The sequence below is a fragment of the Noviherbaspirillum sedimenti genome (assembly GCF_003590835.1).
Taxonomy (GTDB): Bacteria; Pseudomonadota; Gammaproteobacteria; order Burkholderiales; family Burkholderiaceae_D; genus Paucimonas; species Paucimonas sedimenti.
Window position 1 is genome coordinate 2,200,181 of sequence record NZ_QYUQ01000002.1, and the last position, 14,494, is coordinate 2,214,674.

Sequence of the window (14,494 nt, forward strand, 5' to 3'; positions counted from 1 at the left end):
GCTTCTCCCTTTCAAACGCCGGCTGGCGCAAACTGAAACGACTTCCTTGTCACACCCCAGCCGATCAACAGCACAGCAGCATATGCCAGCGCCAGGCCGAAGAACATGGCACCGTATCCAACCAGGGTGATCAGCGCGCCGAGACCGATCGGGCTCAGGCGAAACCCCACTTCAAAAGCCGCCACCAGCCAGCCCGCCACCCTGCCCCTGGCCTGCGCCGGCACACGGTCGAACGCCAGGGCACTCAGCGCCGGGTACAACCAGCCATAGCTGAGGCCGAAAGCAAGTCCCAGTAACATCGCCTGCCGGGGCCCATGCATCCACGGCACCAGCAGCATGGTCAGCAGCAGCACGAAATGGCAGATGGCCAGCACCCAGGGCCGCAACAGTACAGCGGCGAAATAGCCGCCGGCCAGACGCACCAGCGCCACCACCAGCAAGGCTGGCGTAAGAAACCAGGCAGCGGCAAACGGCTCGGCGACCACACCGCTCTGCCCAAGATGGTCGATGAACGCCGGCAGAAATTGCGTCATGCCGGCGAAGGCCATGCCCACTGCGGCAATCGCCCAGATTTCGCCCGGCCAGCGCAGCTTGATGGCCGGTGCTTGCGCAGGCGCTACCACGGCAGCCGGCTTGAATGACCAGCAGGCGCCCAGCGCCACCAGCACCAACCCAAGTCCGGCGCTTCCCAGCCAGAATGCGACCATCCCCCTGAGATACGCCATTTCGCCCAGCACGCTGCCAATCGCATTGCCCACCTGGATCACCACCGCAAGCCAGCCGATCAGTCGTGCGCGCTGCAGCGGATGATCAACCAGAAACGCCGCCTGCGCGAACAGCGTGCCAAACACCATCGCATGCCCGACTGCAAACAGCATGCGCAGCGCCAGCATCCCCAGTCCGACATGCTCGACCCAGAGCATCAGCACATTGCCCAACACGGCAAATATGCCGCCGACCACCAGCGGCCAACGACCGCCCCGACGGCGGTTCCAATCCCCCACCGCGCCGGCAAGGCACAGCACCGGGACCAATCCCAGCGCCAGTATCCACCCCACGTCCTGCGCACTGCCGCCGAACCGCAGGATGATGCGCGGAAATTGCATCAGGAATGCCCCTGCGCAGAAATAGAAGCCCGCCATTGCCAGCAAATGAAGCACACGCAAGCGCGGCAAGGGAGGCAATTCAGGCATTCATCCGCTCCAGATTGATAATGCCAAAAGGATAATATGCGTTATGATATTTGACGACAAACAAAGGCCATTAAAGGCCATTAACTGATATAAGAAAATGGATATCAATAAGCTGGATTTGAATCTGTTACGCGTGTTTGATGCCGTCTATCGCGAGCGCAGCCTGTCACGCGCCGCAAGCCGCCTGGGGATCAGCCAGCCGGGCATCAGCCAGGCCTTGAACCGGCTGCGGCAAAATACTGGAGACCCGCTGTTCGTGCGGCAGACCCACGGCGTTGCGGCGACGTCATACAGCGATGCCATCGCCCAGCCGATCCAGCGCGCCCTGGAAGGCTTGCAGGAGGCTCTGCAGGCGCAGACTGCACTGGATATCCGCCAGACCGATCGGCGCCTGCGGATAGCGATGAGCGACTATAGCGAGAGCCTGATCCTGGCGCCGCTGATCCGCATGGTCGATGAACAGGCGCCCAAACTGCAGATCCGGGTGGTGCCAGATGATCGCGTCAATCTGCACACCGCCATGAATGACGGCGAACTGGACCTGATCATTGGCGCCATACCTCCCTTGAATGAACAGTACCGGCACCAGGATCTGTGCACCGAAGAATTCGTCTGCATCGTGCGCCGCGGCCACCCGACGATTCAGGGCCAACTGAGCCTGGAACAATACAAGCAGGCGCGACACGTTGGCCTTGCCGTGCGCGCCGCGCAATTATCGAAGATCGACCAGGCTTGCCAGCCCCATGGCTTTCAGCGACAGATCCACGTGGTCGTCCCGAACTTCCTGGCGCTACCCTTCATCATCGCCGCGACGGATGGTGTCGCCACCATGCCGCGCCGCCTGCTGCGGCTGGTGCCGCCTCATCTTGGCCTGCAAGTGCTCGCGCCGCCGCTGGCACTGCCGACGCCCACCGTTCGCCAGTACTGGCCGGAGCGCAACCACCAGGATATGGTTTGCCGCTGGATACGCGAGCAAATCCACAAAATCTGCCAGGCAATCTAGCCCCCAAGGGCCATTCAATCCAGCGCGGGCCTGAGCGCCGCCAGTGTCAGGCGAGACTGGCCCTAGCGCGTTCCGTTGGAGCGTTCGCCGCCATCGCTGAAATTAACCGATTCATCGCCACCGCTCCAGGCATGGCCAAGTTCGCTGATCTCGCAAACCTGCAGCAGGTTTTTCTTGCCGAAATAGTAGCCATAAGTTTTGCCGGCATGACCGGCAAATGCACCAGCCGGGCTGCGGCTTCGCGTATGGCGCTGGCGGTTTTCTGGCGATACAGGACAGCAAATCCCTTTTTATCCGCAAGCTGATTCATGCGCGTGCTTTGCGCAAACTGCGACGCTGTCTGCGCGCAGCCATGCAGCATGACCACCAGCGGCATCCGCGCAGCATTCGTCAATGCATTTATCGAACGTGTAGAAAGTTGATCAAGAAACGCACGTATTTTCGCAACAGTTTGCAAGTCGTTTCAAGGCATGCGCGTCGCCGTCAGGTGCAGAAACAGCCAGTCGGCAGCTAGTTGCGCTACGCTCTCGAGAGTGCCGGGTTCTTCGAACAGGTGGGTAGCCCCTGGCACAATGCGCAATTGCCTTTCGCACTGCATCCGGTCATATGCCGCCCGGTTCAAGTCGATCACCACCTCGTCCAGACCGCCCACCAGCAAGAGGGTCGGTGCCTGCACCCGATCGAGGGCGTCTGTGCCTGCCAGGTCGGGGCGCCCGCCGCGGCTGACGACAGCCCGCACCAGTCGGGGCGAAAGGGCTGCCAAGCGCAGCGCCGCAGCCGCGCCAGTGCTGGCGCCAAACAGGCCGACCGGCAAGGTGGAAAGCGGTGCGCCTTGCCGCTGCAGCCACGTCAGCGCCGCTTCCAGTCGTTGCGTCAGGAGGGAAATGTCGAAGCGGGTTTGATACGTCTGGTCTTCGCCGGGCGTCAGCATGTCCAGCAGCAAAGTACCCAGGCCGGCATGACGCAGTACGCCGGCGACATAATTATTGCGGGGACTCAAGCGGCTGCTACCACTGCCATGGGCAAACAACACTATCCCCACAGCATGCAGGGGCAACTCCAGCATGCCCTCCATGTGCACGCCATCGGCGGCAATGCTCACCATTTTTTTTTGTTCTGACGCGGCCATCGTCTTTGCAGCATGCAGACCAATCGATCAATGCTGCGGCGACTGTTCCGGCAGGCTATTTTCAGGAGATGGAACGGCATTACCAGCCATTTGCGCACTCGGCGGTTGGCGCCGGTCGCTGGCATCACGCTGGCATGCGCGGCGTTCAGTGATGCGCCGCTCTATGAATTTGTTCAAGTCATAGCTTGCGGCTTCGAATAGTGAATCTGGGCGAGTCATGGCGCTTTCTCAGAATGGATCGGTAACGCAAATGGTGCTGCTGGGCTTTTCCCCGCTTTCGCCGGAGAGTTCTATCATCGCTTGCACAGGCAACACATGTTTTGACTATCATCAATACTTCTATCTCCCGACCAATTACCGTATGGCCTGATCTGACTATCCGACATTTTTTCCTGACGCATTGCTGGCAAGACGCAATTTGAACGACTTTATAACTTTTTATAACTTTTCGTTAAGGACCTCACTCATGCAAGCTTACGGTATCTCGCCCGCAGCCACCCTCGATGAAGCAGGGATCAAACAGCTCTATCCGCAATTATTTTCGGAACTGGATGCCATGACCGATGCTTCGGATGCGCAGTTTTGCATCCGCTATCCGAAATTTGTCGCCGAACTGGAGCGCGATTTCGCCACCGAGGAACAGTGGATGGGGGGCCTGGAGACCGCCATGTTGCAGGAACACCGGGCCGAGCACGCCCAGCTATTGCGCTTGCTGCATCACGCACAATCCCGTGTGCTGGTGGGCGATTGCCAGCTCGGGCGCAAGATACTGCCCTTGCTGTCGCCATGGTTTGCCACCCATATCTCGGCGATGGATACGGTTTGGGCGCGTACAGCGGCCACCAACTCGTCCTTTGAGAAGGTCGCGGCAATGCGCTAAATTTGTTTTTACAGGCCGCGTGCACATCCGCGGCCCGGGCATATCAGGATAAGCTGTACAATGGTTACGGTCGGCGCTGCAGGTTTTGATCGAGCGATGATGTTCAGAAAACCGTTTATTCCATGGCTGATGGCAATCGCATGCCTGTTTCTTGCCGGCTGTGGCGGCGCATCGATCTCGCTGCTGTTTTTCGACGACTTGCCGCAAGATCACGTGCAAGTCTTGCCCTTTCAAAAAATTTCCCCGACCTTCGATTCCGCCATCGGAGCGCAACGCCTGGTCGTCATTCGCGATATCGTTGCATGGGATGCGTTATGGCGCGAACATACGGCGGGCATATTGCCATCCCCTCCACTGCCACCAATCAACTTTTCACAAAACATGGTGATCGGTGTTTTTCTGGGCCGCGGCAGCAATGCATGCAAGGATGTGAAAATCGAATCGATCCTGGAACACACGCGTCCGCATCGCATTGAAGTCAATTTCCGCGAAATACTAGCAAGCAATTCTACCTGTGCTACAGGCCTGCGTAACCCATCCACATTGGTCGTGCTGACCTATTCCTTTTTGCCAGTCGAGTTTTTCCAGAAAAACCCGATGCAAATTCTATAGGTCACTCACAAATACCACATGAGAAAGCCTTGGCCAGCGCACGAAGCAGCAAAGCCATCCTCGCGACAATGCAACGAATAAAGAAGCGCAATGTTGCGCATCGTCATTGTTCAGGCCAGCCATCAACAGGATGTGCCGGTGAACAACAGTGCGTTATTCCTGACTTGCGCATGCGCAGCACAGCGCAGATTCAATGCATCGAACCTGCCTGTTGCTGGACGTTTCCAACGTTTTCACTCGTCTTGGGTTTGCCCTGGGCATCACTCAAGCGGTATTTGGTCCGGCGGTCACCCATCAAATCGCGCAAATCACGAATGGTCATGCCGGTGACTTCATGCATCCTGATCAAAAGCGATGCGCCAATCGGCAAGCGGCGGTGGCGGATCTTGCTGATCACAGGCGGGGCTACTTCCAGCTTGCGCGACAGGGCCGCATCGTTTTTCAAGGCCATCTTTTCAAGCAAAAAGTCGAGCAAATGGTTCGGGTTATAGCTTTCCTGGGATGAGAGAGCGTGTTCAGCCATGATGTCCTCTAGAAAGAATGAATCTGTCATTAACCGCAATAGCTTTTAGGCCATTGCTGATAACACAAGACTTCATTGCGGAGGAAAAAGTTCCGCGAATAATTCTTGTTTAAGCTTATTAAACATATCCAATTGTGTTATGCACCACATTGATCGCCAGCAAATACCAGACGTAAGTACTGGCTGTCCCCGAAAAGCTTATGGCATTGCGCAACAGTGTGGAGGCGTTGCGCTTGCCAGCGTGACAATCGTGCGTCAAAGTGAAGGTTTTTCCATCCATCCATGAATTCATGCAAAAAAATGAAAGACTGATCGAACGTATCGTCGCAGTCACGGCCATGGTGGCCCTGATTGGCGGCTGCCTGTATATCCTGGCGCCGTTTTTTGCCCCGCTGCTGTGGGCAGCCATCATCAGTTTTTGCACCTGGCCGATCTATATCCGCCTGGTGCGCCTCATGCGCGGCCAGCACATCGTGCCGGCATTGATCATGGTATTGCTGGCCTTGCTGTGCGGGGTCGGCCCGCTCGCCTTCGCCCTGTTCGGACTGGCGCAGCAAACCGATGAAGTCAGGGCGATCGTCAACAAGCTGATCGAGCGCGGGGTGCCGCCGCTGCCGGACTGGATCGCCGGCTTGCCGCTGGTCGGTGCGCGCATCCTGGCGTTCTGGAACGATCTGATGCACGGCGGCGCGGAATTCGCCGATTTCGTCCGCAACCGCCTGGCCGCCCCGCTCGGCCAGTGGCTGCTTACCTTGGGAGCTGCCACCGGCGCCGGCCTGTTGCAACTGGCGCTGAGCATCATTTTTTCCTTCTTCTTTTATATCGGCGGCTATGTGGCGCTGGAATGGCTGCTGGGCGGCGTGCGACGCATCGCCGGCGAACGCGGCCCATACCTGCTGCAACTGGCAGGCGGCACGGTCAAGGGCGTCGTCTATGGCATTCTCGGCACCGCGCTGGTCCAGGCTGTGCTGGCCGGCCTCGGTTACTGGTTGGCAGGCGTGCCGGGCGCCGCCATCTGGCTGCTGGCGACATTCTTTCTCTCGGTGATTCCGATGGCGCCGGCCTTGATCTGGATACCGGCAACCATCTGGCTCTACAGCCAGGGGGCGCTCGGCTGGGCGATTTTCCTGGTCGTGTGGAACGCGCTGGTAGTGGGCAGTGTGGATAACGTGATCAAGCCGCTGATGATCAGCAAAGGCGGCGGTCTGCCCTTCATTGTGGTGCTGCTGGGCGTGCTGGGCGGGGCCATCGCCTTCGGCTTTCTGGGCGTGTTCATCGGGCCGACCATGCTGGCGGTCGGGTACTCGGTCCTGCACGACTGGACCGTCGGGGCGCAGCGCCGCATCGAGATAAGCTGAAACGGTAGCGCGCCGACCCGCCTGTTTTGACGCCTATTTTGATTTTTCCGGATGCATGTCCATAACCGGCTTGACGCTGCCACAGTCGGCGGCGATCCACTTGCTGCTGGATTTTTGTAATGGATCGAAGTGGATGACGGCGACCGCCAGCGACGGGCGGCGGCGACCGGTATTGCAGACATATTGCACGCAGATGATAACTTGTTTCAAATACATCACATGTCGCTTTTCTGCCCGTGCGCCAGGTATGCATGGGGAGGCATTATTGGCATAATGGCCTTTTTCCGCATGCGGCAAGCGGGTGCACCTGCGAGGGACCAGAATGGAATTGTTGAACACATTCGCTGACTACGGCCACCCCATCGACGCACTGCAGTTGTTCCAGGGGGTCGTCGATGGGGCGCTGCCAGGCCTGCTGGCCGGATGCCAGGTGATGCGGGTCGCCGCCGGTGAAACAGTCCTCGACAACACCTGCGCCGGTGCGCGGCTGTACATCCTGTTGCGCGGCGCGCTACGCGCCTGCCAGCCTGATCTGGAAAGCGGGCCGGCAGAGGTCGCCGATGTCCGGCTGATGCCGGGAGAATGCGTGGGCGAACTGACGGTCCTCGACCAGCAGACGCAGGCGGCGACCATCCATGCCCTGCAGGATTCCGACCTGCTGGTCATCGAGGCCGGGCAGCTCTGGCAATTGATCGACCAATCCAATGGCGTTGCGCGCAACCTGCTGCACCTGCTGTCGTTTCGCATCCGCGCCGCCAATGCGCAACTGCGCCGGCGCCACCGGGTCGGCGAGTTCTATCGCCAGCTGTCGCTGGCAGATAGCCTGACCGGATTGCAAAACCGCGCCTGGCTGGAGCAGAACCTGCCGCTCCTGATCGAGCAGACGCGTGCCGCCGACAATCCGTTTTCACTGATCATGCTCGACATCGACCACTTCAAGAAATTCAATGACGAACACGGCCATCAGGCCGGCGACGAAGTCCTGCGACTGGCGGCCAGGGTGCTGACAGAAACACTGCGGCCGCGCGATTTCGCGGTGCGCTACGGCGGCGAGGAATTGCTGGTGCTCCTGCCGAATACCCATTGCAAGGGTGCCGCCGGTGTCGCCCACCGCCTGTGCGAAAGCCTGCGCGAAACGATTTTTTTCAGCGACATGCACAAGCCGTTACCGCATATTACGGCGTCGTTTGGCGTCGCCAGCCTGGTGCCCGGGCAGGATGCCAGCGCCCTGATCGCCAACGCCGATGCGGCGCTTTACCGCGCCAAGCACGCCGGACGCAACCAGGTCGCACAGGCCTGAGGCCCTGCGCTCGGCTGCCGAAGACTGCTGCCGCCGGCGTGCCATTCAGGCTAAAATGCCGGATCGTCAATTCCGGCCTGCCAGGCCAGCCTGCCCCGCCATGAGTTACCTCGCTGTCAAACACCTCCACATCACGTGCGCCGCCTTGAGCTTCCTGCTCTTTTTCTTGCGCGGGATCTGGATGCTGCAAGCTTCGCCCCTGCTGCAGCAACGCTGGGTAAAAATCGTTCCCCATGTGGTCGACACGCTGTTGCTGGCCAGCGCCCTGGTGATGGTGTTCTGGAGCGCCCAGTACCCGTTCGTCGAAGCATGGCTGACCGCCAAACTGATTGCGCTGATTGCCTATATCATCCTGGGGACGATTGCCTTAAAGCGCGGTAAAACCAAAGCAGTGCGCTTGAGCGCCTTCCTTGCCGCCCTGGCGGTATTCGCCTATATCGTCAAGGTGGCGCTGACCCGTCAGCCCTGATTGCAGAGAACAGGAGAATCACCATGCAGGAAATCCGCTTTGCGCTTGAAGGCGACCATATCGAATTGAACCAGTTGCTCAAGCTCGCGGGCTTGTGCGACAGTGGCGGCGCCGGCAAGATGCTGGTGGCCTCTGGCGTAGTCATGGTCGATGGCCAGACCGAATTGCGCAAGACATGCAAGGTCCGCGCTGGCCAGGTGGTCAAGCTCGGCGATGTGCGCATTCGGGTTGACTAGCTTTACCCGCTGCCGGTCATGCCCTGCTTGCGCTACACTAGCTGACGCCAGGCTTTACCTGCCGCGCACGCAAGGTGGCCGACTAGCAGTTCCTGCAAGCAGGTACCTATGCAGTGCCCCCAATCCAGGAGACAGCCATGAAATGGGAAGGCAACCGCGAAAGCGACAATGTGGAGGACCGCCGCGGCAGCGGCGGCGGCGGCTTTGGCGGACGCTCGATTGGCCTGGGCACGATTGCCATCGCCCTGGTGGCATCCTATTTTCTCGGCATCAATCCGCTCACTGTCATTGAAATGATGAGCGGTGGCAATGTCACCTCGGTGCAGCAAGCGCAAACGCCTGCCGGAGCGCCGGCCAACGATACCGAAACCCGCTTCGTGCGTACCGTGCTGGCCGACACTGAAGATACCTGGAGCGCCTTGTTCCGCAACAGTGATGCCACCTACGCGCCGCCGACCCTGGTCCTGTTTGCAGGCGCCACGCCCACCGCCTGCGGCACCGGCCAGTCTGCCAGTGGGCCGTTTTACTGCCCTGCCGACCAGAAATTGTATATCGACCTCAGCTTTTTCCAGCTGATGCGCGAGCGCTTCCAGGTCAATAGCGAATTCGCCCAGGCCTATGTCATCGCCCATGAAATCGGCCACCATGTCCAGCACCTGACTGGCATCGACGAACAGGTCCGGCGCGCCCAAGGCCGCATGTCGCAAGTGCAGGCCAACAATCTGTCGGTACGCACGGAACTTCAGGCCGATTGTTATGCCGGCGTCTGGGCTCACCATGCCAACCAGGCGCGCGGCATTATCGAACAGGGTGATGTGGAGGGCGCCTTGCGCGCGGCAACCGCCATTGGCGACGACGCCTTGCAACGCCAGTCCCAGGGCCATGTGGTGCCGGACTCCTTTACCCACGGCAGCTCCGCCCAGCGCACGCGCTGGTTTTCGCTCGGCCTGGAACGCGGCCGGATAGAGGACTGCGATACTTTCAAGGCGCGCCAGCTGTAAGGTCTTCGCGCGCCTGGCAAGCCCGCCGCGGCCGCGGCTTGTCTCCAATCTGCCAAACGGCAGCATATCCCGCTTTATTTCACAGGCTGTTTGGTGATAATCTATCAACGCGACAGTTGATGTACATCAAAAAGTTGGCGCCCACTATTCATTAAGAACCGGTGCGCTGTTGATAAATAAAGCGCTATTAAAGCGCCCTTGCCGCCCGATGAATCCATCTTCCCGGACTATCAGTGAGCCATTGCGCCTGGCACTCAACAGCGGCGGGCATGTGGCCTTCGACTGGGATATCGGTGCCAATACCTTACAAGTCAGCAGCGAACTGCCTGCCTGCTTTTCTCATGTGCCGCTGCAAGGTATTTCCCAGGTCTCCGCGCTGCATGCCTTGATCCACGAGGAAGATTTACCTACGGTCAAGGAACAATGGACAGAATTACTGCATGACAGCTTGCCTCACCCCGAATTAGGCGTGCAAGTGGATTTACGCCTGCAGGACAGCAAGATTGGCTGGCGCTGGGTCAGCCTGTCTGGCCAGGTGGCCGAGCGCGATGCCGATGGACTGGCGCTGCGTGCGGTTGGCGTTCTGACCGACATCATGGCGCGCAAGGCGCATGAGGAACGCATTGGCAGGTTGCGCGACCTGTACGCAGCGTTGCGACAGACCAACCAGGCCATTTTGCATGCCAGGGATCGACAGGCACTATTCAATCAGATCTGCCGCATTGCGGTCGAACGCGGCGGCTTCCAGATGGCGATGGTGCGCCTGATCGACCCGGCATCGCAGGAACTGGTGCCGGTGGCCGGACATGGCACCAAGCTGCCGCCGACGCCGATTGCCAGGATTTCCATCGATGCCGACAAGGCGGAAGGCAAGGGGCCTGCCGGCATCTCGATCCGTGAAGCGCGTCCGAGCATCTGTAACGATTTTCTCGGCATGGGTTTTCACGAGGAATGGATCGAACTGGCCAACTGCGTCGGCTTCCGCTCGGTTGGCAGTTTCCCCTTCCGGCAGGCCGGCAAGGTTATCGGCGCGCTGCTGCTTTACGCGGAAGATCGCGACTATTTTGACCAGGAATTGATCGAATTACTGGAAGAAATGACGAATGAAATTTCATTCGCCCTTGATAATTTCGAACAACAAGCCAAGCGAACCGAGGTCGAAGCGGCGCTCGCCAACAGCGAAAATCTCAAGAACGCGATTCTGCAGGCGGCGCTGGACTGCATCATTTCCTGCGATGAGCGCGGCTTCATCATTGATTTCAACCCGGCGGCGGAGCGCACCTTCGGCCATGCGCGCGAAGACATCATCGGCCAGCCACTGGCCGAGCGCCTGCTGACGCCAGATTCGGGTGCGCAGTTCCAGCAAGGCATGACCGATTTGCTGCAAAACAGCGATAGCCCGCTGCACAAGCGCCGCATCGAACTTTGGGCCATGCATGCCGAGGGCATGCGCTTTCCGGTGGAAGTCGCAGTGGCGCCCATCGCCCTGGGCGACCGCCTGGTATTTACCGCTTACATGCGGGACATTTCCGAATGGAAGCAAAGCCAGGCGATTCTTGCCGACAGCGAGGCACGCTACCGGCAACTGATCGATTTGTCGCCGGAAGCGATTTTCGTGCACCAGCACGGCAAGTTTGTTTTATTGAACCAGGCTTGCCTGCAATTGTTCGGCGTCCGCCAGTCCGGCGAACTGCTCGGCCAGCCGGTCAGCCCCTTCGTGCATCCCGATTACAAGGATATCAGCAAGAAGCGCGCACTTGCCCTGCCAATGGGCGAACTGCAAACCGGCCAGGTCGAGGAAGTCTGGCTGAAGATCGACGGCACCGCCTTCCATGCCGAGGTATCGGGCTCCAAGTTCATTTACCTGGGCGCGCCGGCAGTGCAGATCGTCATGCGCGACATCAGCGCGCGCAAACTGGCCGAAGCATTGCAACACGCCCAGAATGCAATTCTCGGCATGATCGCCGGCGACGAAGCGCTGCCGGATATTCTCGCCACCCTCACGCGTCTGATCGAAGACCAGTCTGAACGCGGCAAGTGCGCCATCGCGCTATTGAATGCCGAGCGCAGCCACCTGCATGCGGTCGTCGCGCCCTCCCTGCCCCGGGGCTTTGTGGACGCCATGACCGGCCTGGCAGTCGGCCCCTGCCATGCTTCGGCAGGCACCGCGGCATTCCGCCGCGAACCGGTGCTGGCGACCGACATTGCCAGCGACCCGCTGTGGATCATGTGGCGCGAGCTGGCCCTGCCTCATGGCTTGCAAACCTGCTCGGCATGGCCGATCTTCGGCAAGAACAACAAGGTACTGGGCGCACTGTCGCTGTACCACCGCGAACGCCACCAGCCGAGCGAAAATGAATTGCAGGTGATCGAAATCGCCGCCAACCTGACCGGCATCGCCATCGAAAACAAGGAAACCGAAGACCGCATCCGCTACCTCGCCCACTATGACGAGATGACGGCCTTGCCGAACCGGGCGCTGTTCAACCAGATCCTCAACCACGCCATGAAGTCGGCGCACCGGCGCCAGAAAAAGCTGGCGGTGATGTTCGTCGATCTCGACCGCTTCAAAAACATCAACGACACTTTCGGCCATAGTGCAGGCGACCAGGCCTTGCAGGAATTCGCCGAGCGCATGCGTGGCTGTCTGCGCGAAAACGATACCGTCGCACGCATGGGCGGCGATGAATTCTATGTCCTGATCGAAGAATTGATAGATGGCCAGATCGCCGCCGGCGTCGCCGAAAAAATCCTCGAAGAAGCCGCGCGGCCATTTTACGTCGATGGCCAGGAATGCCACCTGTCGGCCAGCATCGGCATCGCGCTTTACCCCGACGACGGCGGCGATGCGATGGCGCTGCTGAAAAACTCGGATATCGCCATGTACCGCGCCAAGAGCGACGGCAAGAATGCCTTCCGTTTTTATTCGGCCAGCAAAAACACCCATTCGGTGGAGCGCCTGGCGCTCGAATCGCAATTGCGCCGGGCCATCGACAACCAGGAACTGGCCCTGTACTACCAGCCCAAGGTCGATGTCTACACCGGCCGCATCAATGGCGTCGAGGCGCTGGTGCGCTGGCAGCACCCCGACCTGGGCCTGTTGCCGCCGCAGCATTTCATTCCGCTGGCTGAGGAGACTCGCCTGATCATTCCGCTGTCAAAGCACATTCTGCGCATTGCCTGCGAGGATACGCACGCCATCAACCGGGCCAGCGGCTACCCGGTGCGGGTCGCGGTCAACCTGTCCGCGCGCCAGCTCGATGACAGCCATTTCCCCGACACCGTGCAACAGCTGCTGGAACAGACCGCCCTGGACCCCGACTTGCTGCAACTGGAAATCACCGAAAGCATGGTGATGGACAATCCGGAACAAGCGGTGGAAATCATGAACCGCCTGCGGGCAATGGGCATTCGCCTGGACATCGACGATTTCGGCACCGGCTATTCCTCGCTGGCCTACCTCAAGCGCTTCCCGGTCTACAGTCTCAAAATCGACCGCTCTTTCATCCAGGACATCCCGAACGGCCCCAACGATACCGCCATCACCCAGGCCATCATCGCCATGGCCCACTCGATGGGCATGCGCGTGGTGGCAGAAGGCGTCGAAAAGAAAGAGCAAGCCGAGGCCTTGCGCCAATTCGGCTGCGATGAATACCAGGGCTTTTACTTCAGCCACCCAGTGCCGCTTTCCAAACTACTGGATTTGCTTGGCAATCAGAAAGTCTGGATGCAGGCGATGCCTGCCAGCCTGAAAGCGTCCTGAGCCGGAATTCTCCGCAGCCTTCCGCCGCATTTTTCCGCCGCTCTTTCGGCCGCTCTTTCGGCCGCTCTTTCTGCCGCTCTTTCTGCATTACGCAAATCCTGCCTGAGGTTTCCCTGTACTGTTTTACCTGCTACGCAAGCGGCTGCGCATGGGCATGTGCAATTGCACGAAACTGCTGGAAGCAATCGCGTTCTAACGCTCACATGCGCTTTTGATCAAAGGCACATGTCCCTTCTTTTTCAAGCCGAAGCAGGAAAAACAGTCAATTCATTTTGGAGCTGCCGATGGAACATGTGCCCACCCAGAAAGTGCAACGCGAACTGGATGAAATCAATGAAAAACTGCGCAAGGACGTTATCCGCACGATCGAACCTTATGGCCTCAAGAAAATAGTCGACTTGGGCGCAATGAGCGAAAGCGAACGCACCAAATGGTTTTTCTGGAACTTGCACGAAAATATCGACGAGATCCGCAAGTGCGAACCGGCCCTGATCGGACAAGTGATCCGCACCCAGTTGACTGTCAGCGATGGCCAGTCCTTATGGACCGAGAAATGCGGTCTGGAAAAACGGCTTGAATTAAGTTGCAAATGGCAATTACTCGTCAAGGATGGCACTTACCAGAATGAGGAAGCCTATGCCATCAGCGATGGCTGGATCGACCTGTCGGTTGGCCAGTGCCCGCCTCCCCACCCCACCCTGCAAGAGAACCAGAAAGGTTACCTGGATTCCGACAGCAAGCTGTATCCCAACCAACTTTACCTGTATGGCTGGATCACGGAAGGCGTCTGGGACGAGGTCAAGGACCAGCTTTACAATGCCAGCGCCAACTGCCACACTGATATTTTCATCCGCGATAATTTTTTATTTCCGGTCAAGCCAGAACACAATTTCGTCACTGGACCGGCCGGTTCGATCGGCATTATCAACATCGAATTTCGCGTCTCCTCGCAGCCACGTCTGACCAGTTGGGTCAAACAATAAACAATCAGGGGATCAGGACCGCGAATTCACCGCTGTTTATGGCA

14 protein-coding genes and 1 pseudogene are annotated in these 14,494 nt (G+C 59.1%); 10 read left to right on the forward strand and 5 right to left on the reverse strand.

The window, feature by feature from the left end; genetic code table 11:
* Window positions 1-11: 11 nt before the first annotated feature.
* Window positions 12-1,193, reverse strand: coding sequence for an MFS transporter (locus tag D3878_RS10215; protein ID WP_119785368.1), 1,182 nt, complete (start codon window positions 1,191-1,193; stop codon window positions 12-14).
* Between the two features lie 97 nt (window positions 1,194-1,290).
* On the opposite strand from D3878_RS10215, the gene D3878_RS10220 reads away from it, so the two are divergent.
* Window positions 1,291-2,196, forward strand: coding sequence for a LysR family transcriptional regulator (locus tag D3878_RS10220; protein WP_119785369.1), 906 nt, complete (start codon window positions 1,291-1,293; stop codon window positions 2,194-2,196).
* Between the two features lie 247 nt (window positions 2,197-2,443).
* On the opposite strand, the pseudogene D3878_RS24325 reads toward D3878_RS10220, so the two are convergent.
* Window positions 2,444-2,572: pseudogene (locus tag D3878_RS24325) on the reverse strand (PHB depolymerase family esterase); the annotation flags it as partial.
* Window positions 2,573-2,659: 87 nt separating this feature from the next.
* Window positions 2,660-3,301, reverse strand: coding sequence for a dienelactone hydrolase family protein (locus D3878_RS10230; protein ID WP_233556299.1), 642 nt, complete (start codon window positions 3,299-3,301; stop codon window positions 2,660-2,662).
* A gap of 490 nt (window positions 3,302-3,791) precedes the next feature.
* On the opposite strand from D3878_RS10230, the gene D3878_RS10235 reads away from it, so the two are divergent.
* A complete protein-coding gene (locus D3878_RS10235) occupies window positions 3,792-4,205 on the forward strand; it encodes a hemerythrin domain-containing protein (RefSeq protein WP_119785372.1) in 414 nt (137 codons plus the stop codon).
* Window positions 4,206-4,265: 60 nt separating this feature from the next.
* Window positions 4,266-4,817, forward strand: coding sequence for a hypothetical protein (locus D3878_RS10240; protein WP_147383921.1), 552 nt, complete (start codon window positions 4,266-4,268; stop codon window positions 4,815-4,817).
* A 190-nt stretch (window positions 4,818-5,007) separates the two neighbouring features.
* On the opposite strand, the gene D3878_RS10245 is transcribed toward D3878_RS10240, so the two are convergent.
* Complete coding sequence (locus D3878_RS10245) at window positions 5,008-5,340, reverse strand: hypothetical protein (RefSeq protein WP_119785374.1); 333 nt, start codon at window positions 5,338-5,340, stop codon at window positions 5,008-5,010.
* A 290-nt stretch (window positions 5,341-5,630) separates the two neighbouring features.
* On the opposite strand from D3878_RS10245, the gene D3878_RS10250 reads away from it, so the two are divergent.
* Entirely contained in the window at window positions 5,631-6,698 is a 1,068-nt protein-coding gene (locus D3878_RS10250) for an AI-2E family transporter (RefSeq protein WP_147383922.1), read from the forward strand.
* A 33-nt stretch (window positions 6,699-6,731) separates the two neighbouring features.
* Here D3878_RS10250 and D3878_RS10255 read toward each other — a convergent pair whose 3' ends face one another.
* Entirely contained in the window at window positions 6,732-6,995 is a 264-nt protein-coding gene (locus D3878_RS10255) for a hypothetical protein (RefSeq protein ID WP_147383923.1), read from the reverse strand.
* A gap of 25 nt (window positions 6,996-7,020) precedes the next feature.
* Here D3878_RS10255 and D3878_RS10260 point away from each other — a divergent pair, with 25 nt between their 5' ends.
* From D3878_RS10260 to D3878_RS10285, 6 genes are all read left to right on the forward strand, one after another.
* Window positions 7,021-7,998 carry a GGDEF domain-containing protein gene (locus D3878_RS10260; protein ID WP_119785377.1) on the forward strand — a complete coding sequence of 326 codons (978 nt, stop codon included), beginning with the start codon at window positions 7,021-7,023 and terminating at the stop codon, window positions 7,996-7,998.
* A gap of 100 nt (window positions 7,999-8,098) precedes the next feature.
* The gene (locus D3878_RS10265) at window positions 8,099-8,467 is read left to right on the forward strand and encodes a SirB2 family protein (RefSeq protein ID WP_119785378.1); all 369 of its coding nucleotides are present in this window, start codon (window positions 8,099-8,101) and stop codon (window positions 8,465-8,467) included.
* Between the two features lie 23 nt (window positions 8,468-8,490).
* Window positions 8,491-8,703 (forward strand): RNA-binding S4 domain-containing protein, encoded by a 213-nt coding sequence (locus D3878_RS10270; RefSeq protein WP_119785379.1) that lies wholly within the window; start codon window positions 8,491-8,493, stop codon window positions 8,701-8,703.
* A 137-nt stretch (window positions 8,704-8,840) separates the two neighbouring features.
* Window positions 8,841-9,704, forward strand: coding sequence for a KPN_02809 family neutral zinc metallopeptidase (gene ypfJ / locus D3878_RS10275; RefSeq protein WP_119785380.1), 864 nt, complete (start codon window positions 8,841-8,843; stop codon window positions 9,702-9,704).
* A 208-nt stretch (window positions 9,705-9,912) separates the two neighbouring features.
* Window positions 9,913-13,467, forward strand: coding sequence for an EAL domain-containing protein (locus tag D3878_RS10280; RefSeq protein ID WP_119785381.1), 3,555 nt, complete (start codon window positions 9,913-9,915; stop codon window positions 13,465-13,467).
* 284 nt (window positions 13,468-13,751) lie between these two features.
* Window positions 13,752-14,450 (forward strand): hypothetical protein, encoded by a 699-nt coding sequence (locus tag D3878_RS10285; protein WP_119785382.1) that lies wholly within the window; start codon window positions 13,752-13,754, stop codon window positions 14,448-14,450.
* Window positions 14,451-14,494: the final 44 nt, after the last annotated feature.

What these genes read in the sequence shown, in the direction of transcription:
- D3878_RS10220 (WP_119785369.1), top strand. Translation starts at nt 1,291, where the DNA reads ATGGATATCAATAAGCTGGATTTGAATCTGTTACGCGTGTTTGATGCC.
- D3878_RS10230 (WP_233556299.1), bottom strand. Translation starts at nt 3,301, where the DNA reads ATGGTGAGCATTGCCGCCGATGGCGTGCACATGGAGGGCATGCTGGAG.
- D3878_RS10270 (WP_119785379.1), top strand. Translation starts at nt 8,491, where the DNA reads ATGCAGGAAATCCGCTTTGCGCTTGAAGGCGACCATATCGAATTGAAC.
- D3878_RS10285 (WP_119785382.1), top strand. Translation starts at nt 13,752, where the DNA reads ATGGAACATGTGCCCACCCAGAAAGTGCAACGCGAACTGGATGAAATC.
- D3878_RS10215 (WP_119785368.1), bottom strand. Translation starts at nt 1,193, where the DNA reads ATGCCTGAATTGCCTCCCTTGCCGCGCTTGCGTGTGCTTCATTTGCTG.
- D3878_RS10280 (WP_119785381.1), top strand. Translation starts at nt 9,913, where the DNA reads ATGAATCCATCTTCCCGGACTATCAGTGAGCCATTGCGCCTGGCACTC.
- D3878_RS10245 (WP_119785374.1), bottom strand. Translation starts at nt 5,340, where the DNA reads ATGGCTGAACACGCTCTCTCATCCCAGGAAAGCTATAACCCGAACCAT.
- D3878_RS10265 (WP_119785378.1), top strand. Translation starts at nt 8,099, where the DNA reads ATGAGTTACCTCGCTGTCAAACACCTCCACATCACGTGCGCCGCCTTG.
- D3878_RS10250 (WP_147383922.1), top strand. Translation starts at nt 5,631, where the DNA reads ATGCAAAAAAATGAAAGACTGATCGAACGTATCGTCGCAGTCACGGCC.
- D3878_RS10240 (WP_147383921.1), top strand. Translation starts at nt 4,266, where the DNA reads ATGGTTACGGTCGGCGCTGCAGGTTTTGATCGAGCGATGATGTTCAGA.
- D3878_RS10235 (WP_119785372.1), top strand. Translation starts at nt 3,792, where the DNA reads ATGCAAGCTTACGGTATCTCGCCCGCAGCCACCCTCGATGAAGCAGGG.
- ypfJ (WP_119785380.1), top strand. Translation starts at nt 8,841, where the DNA reads ATGAAATGGGAAGGCAACCGCGAAAGCGACAATGTGGAGGACCGCCGC.
- D3878_RS10260 (WP_119785377.1), top strand. Translation starts at nt 7,021, where the DNA reads ATGGAATTGTTGAACACATTCGCTGACTACGGCCACCCCATCGACGCA.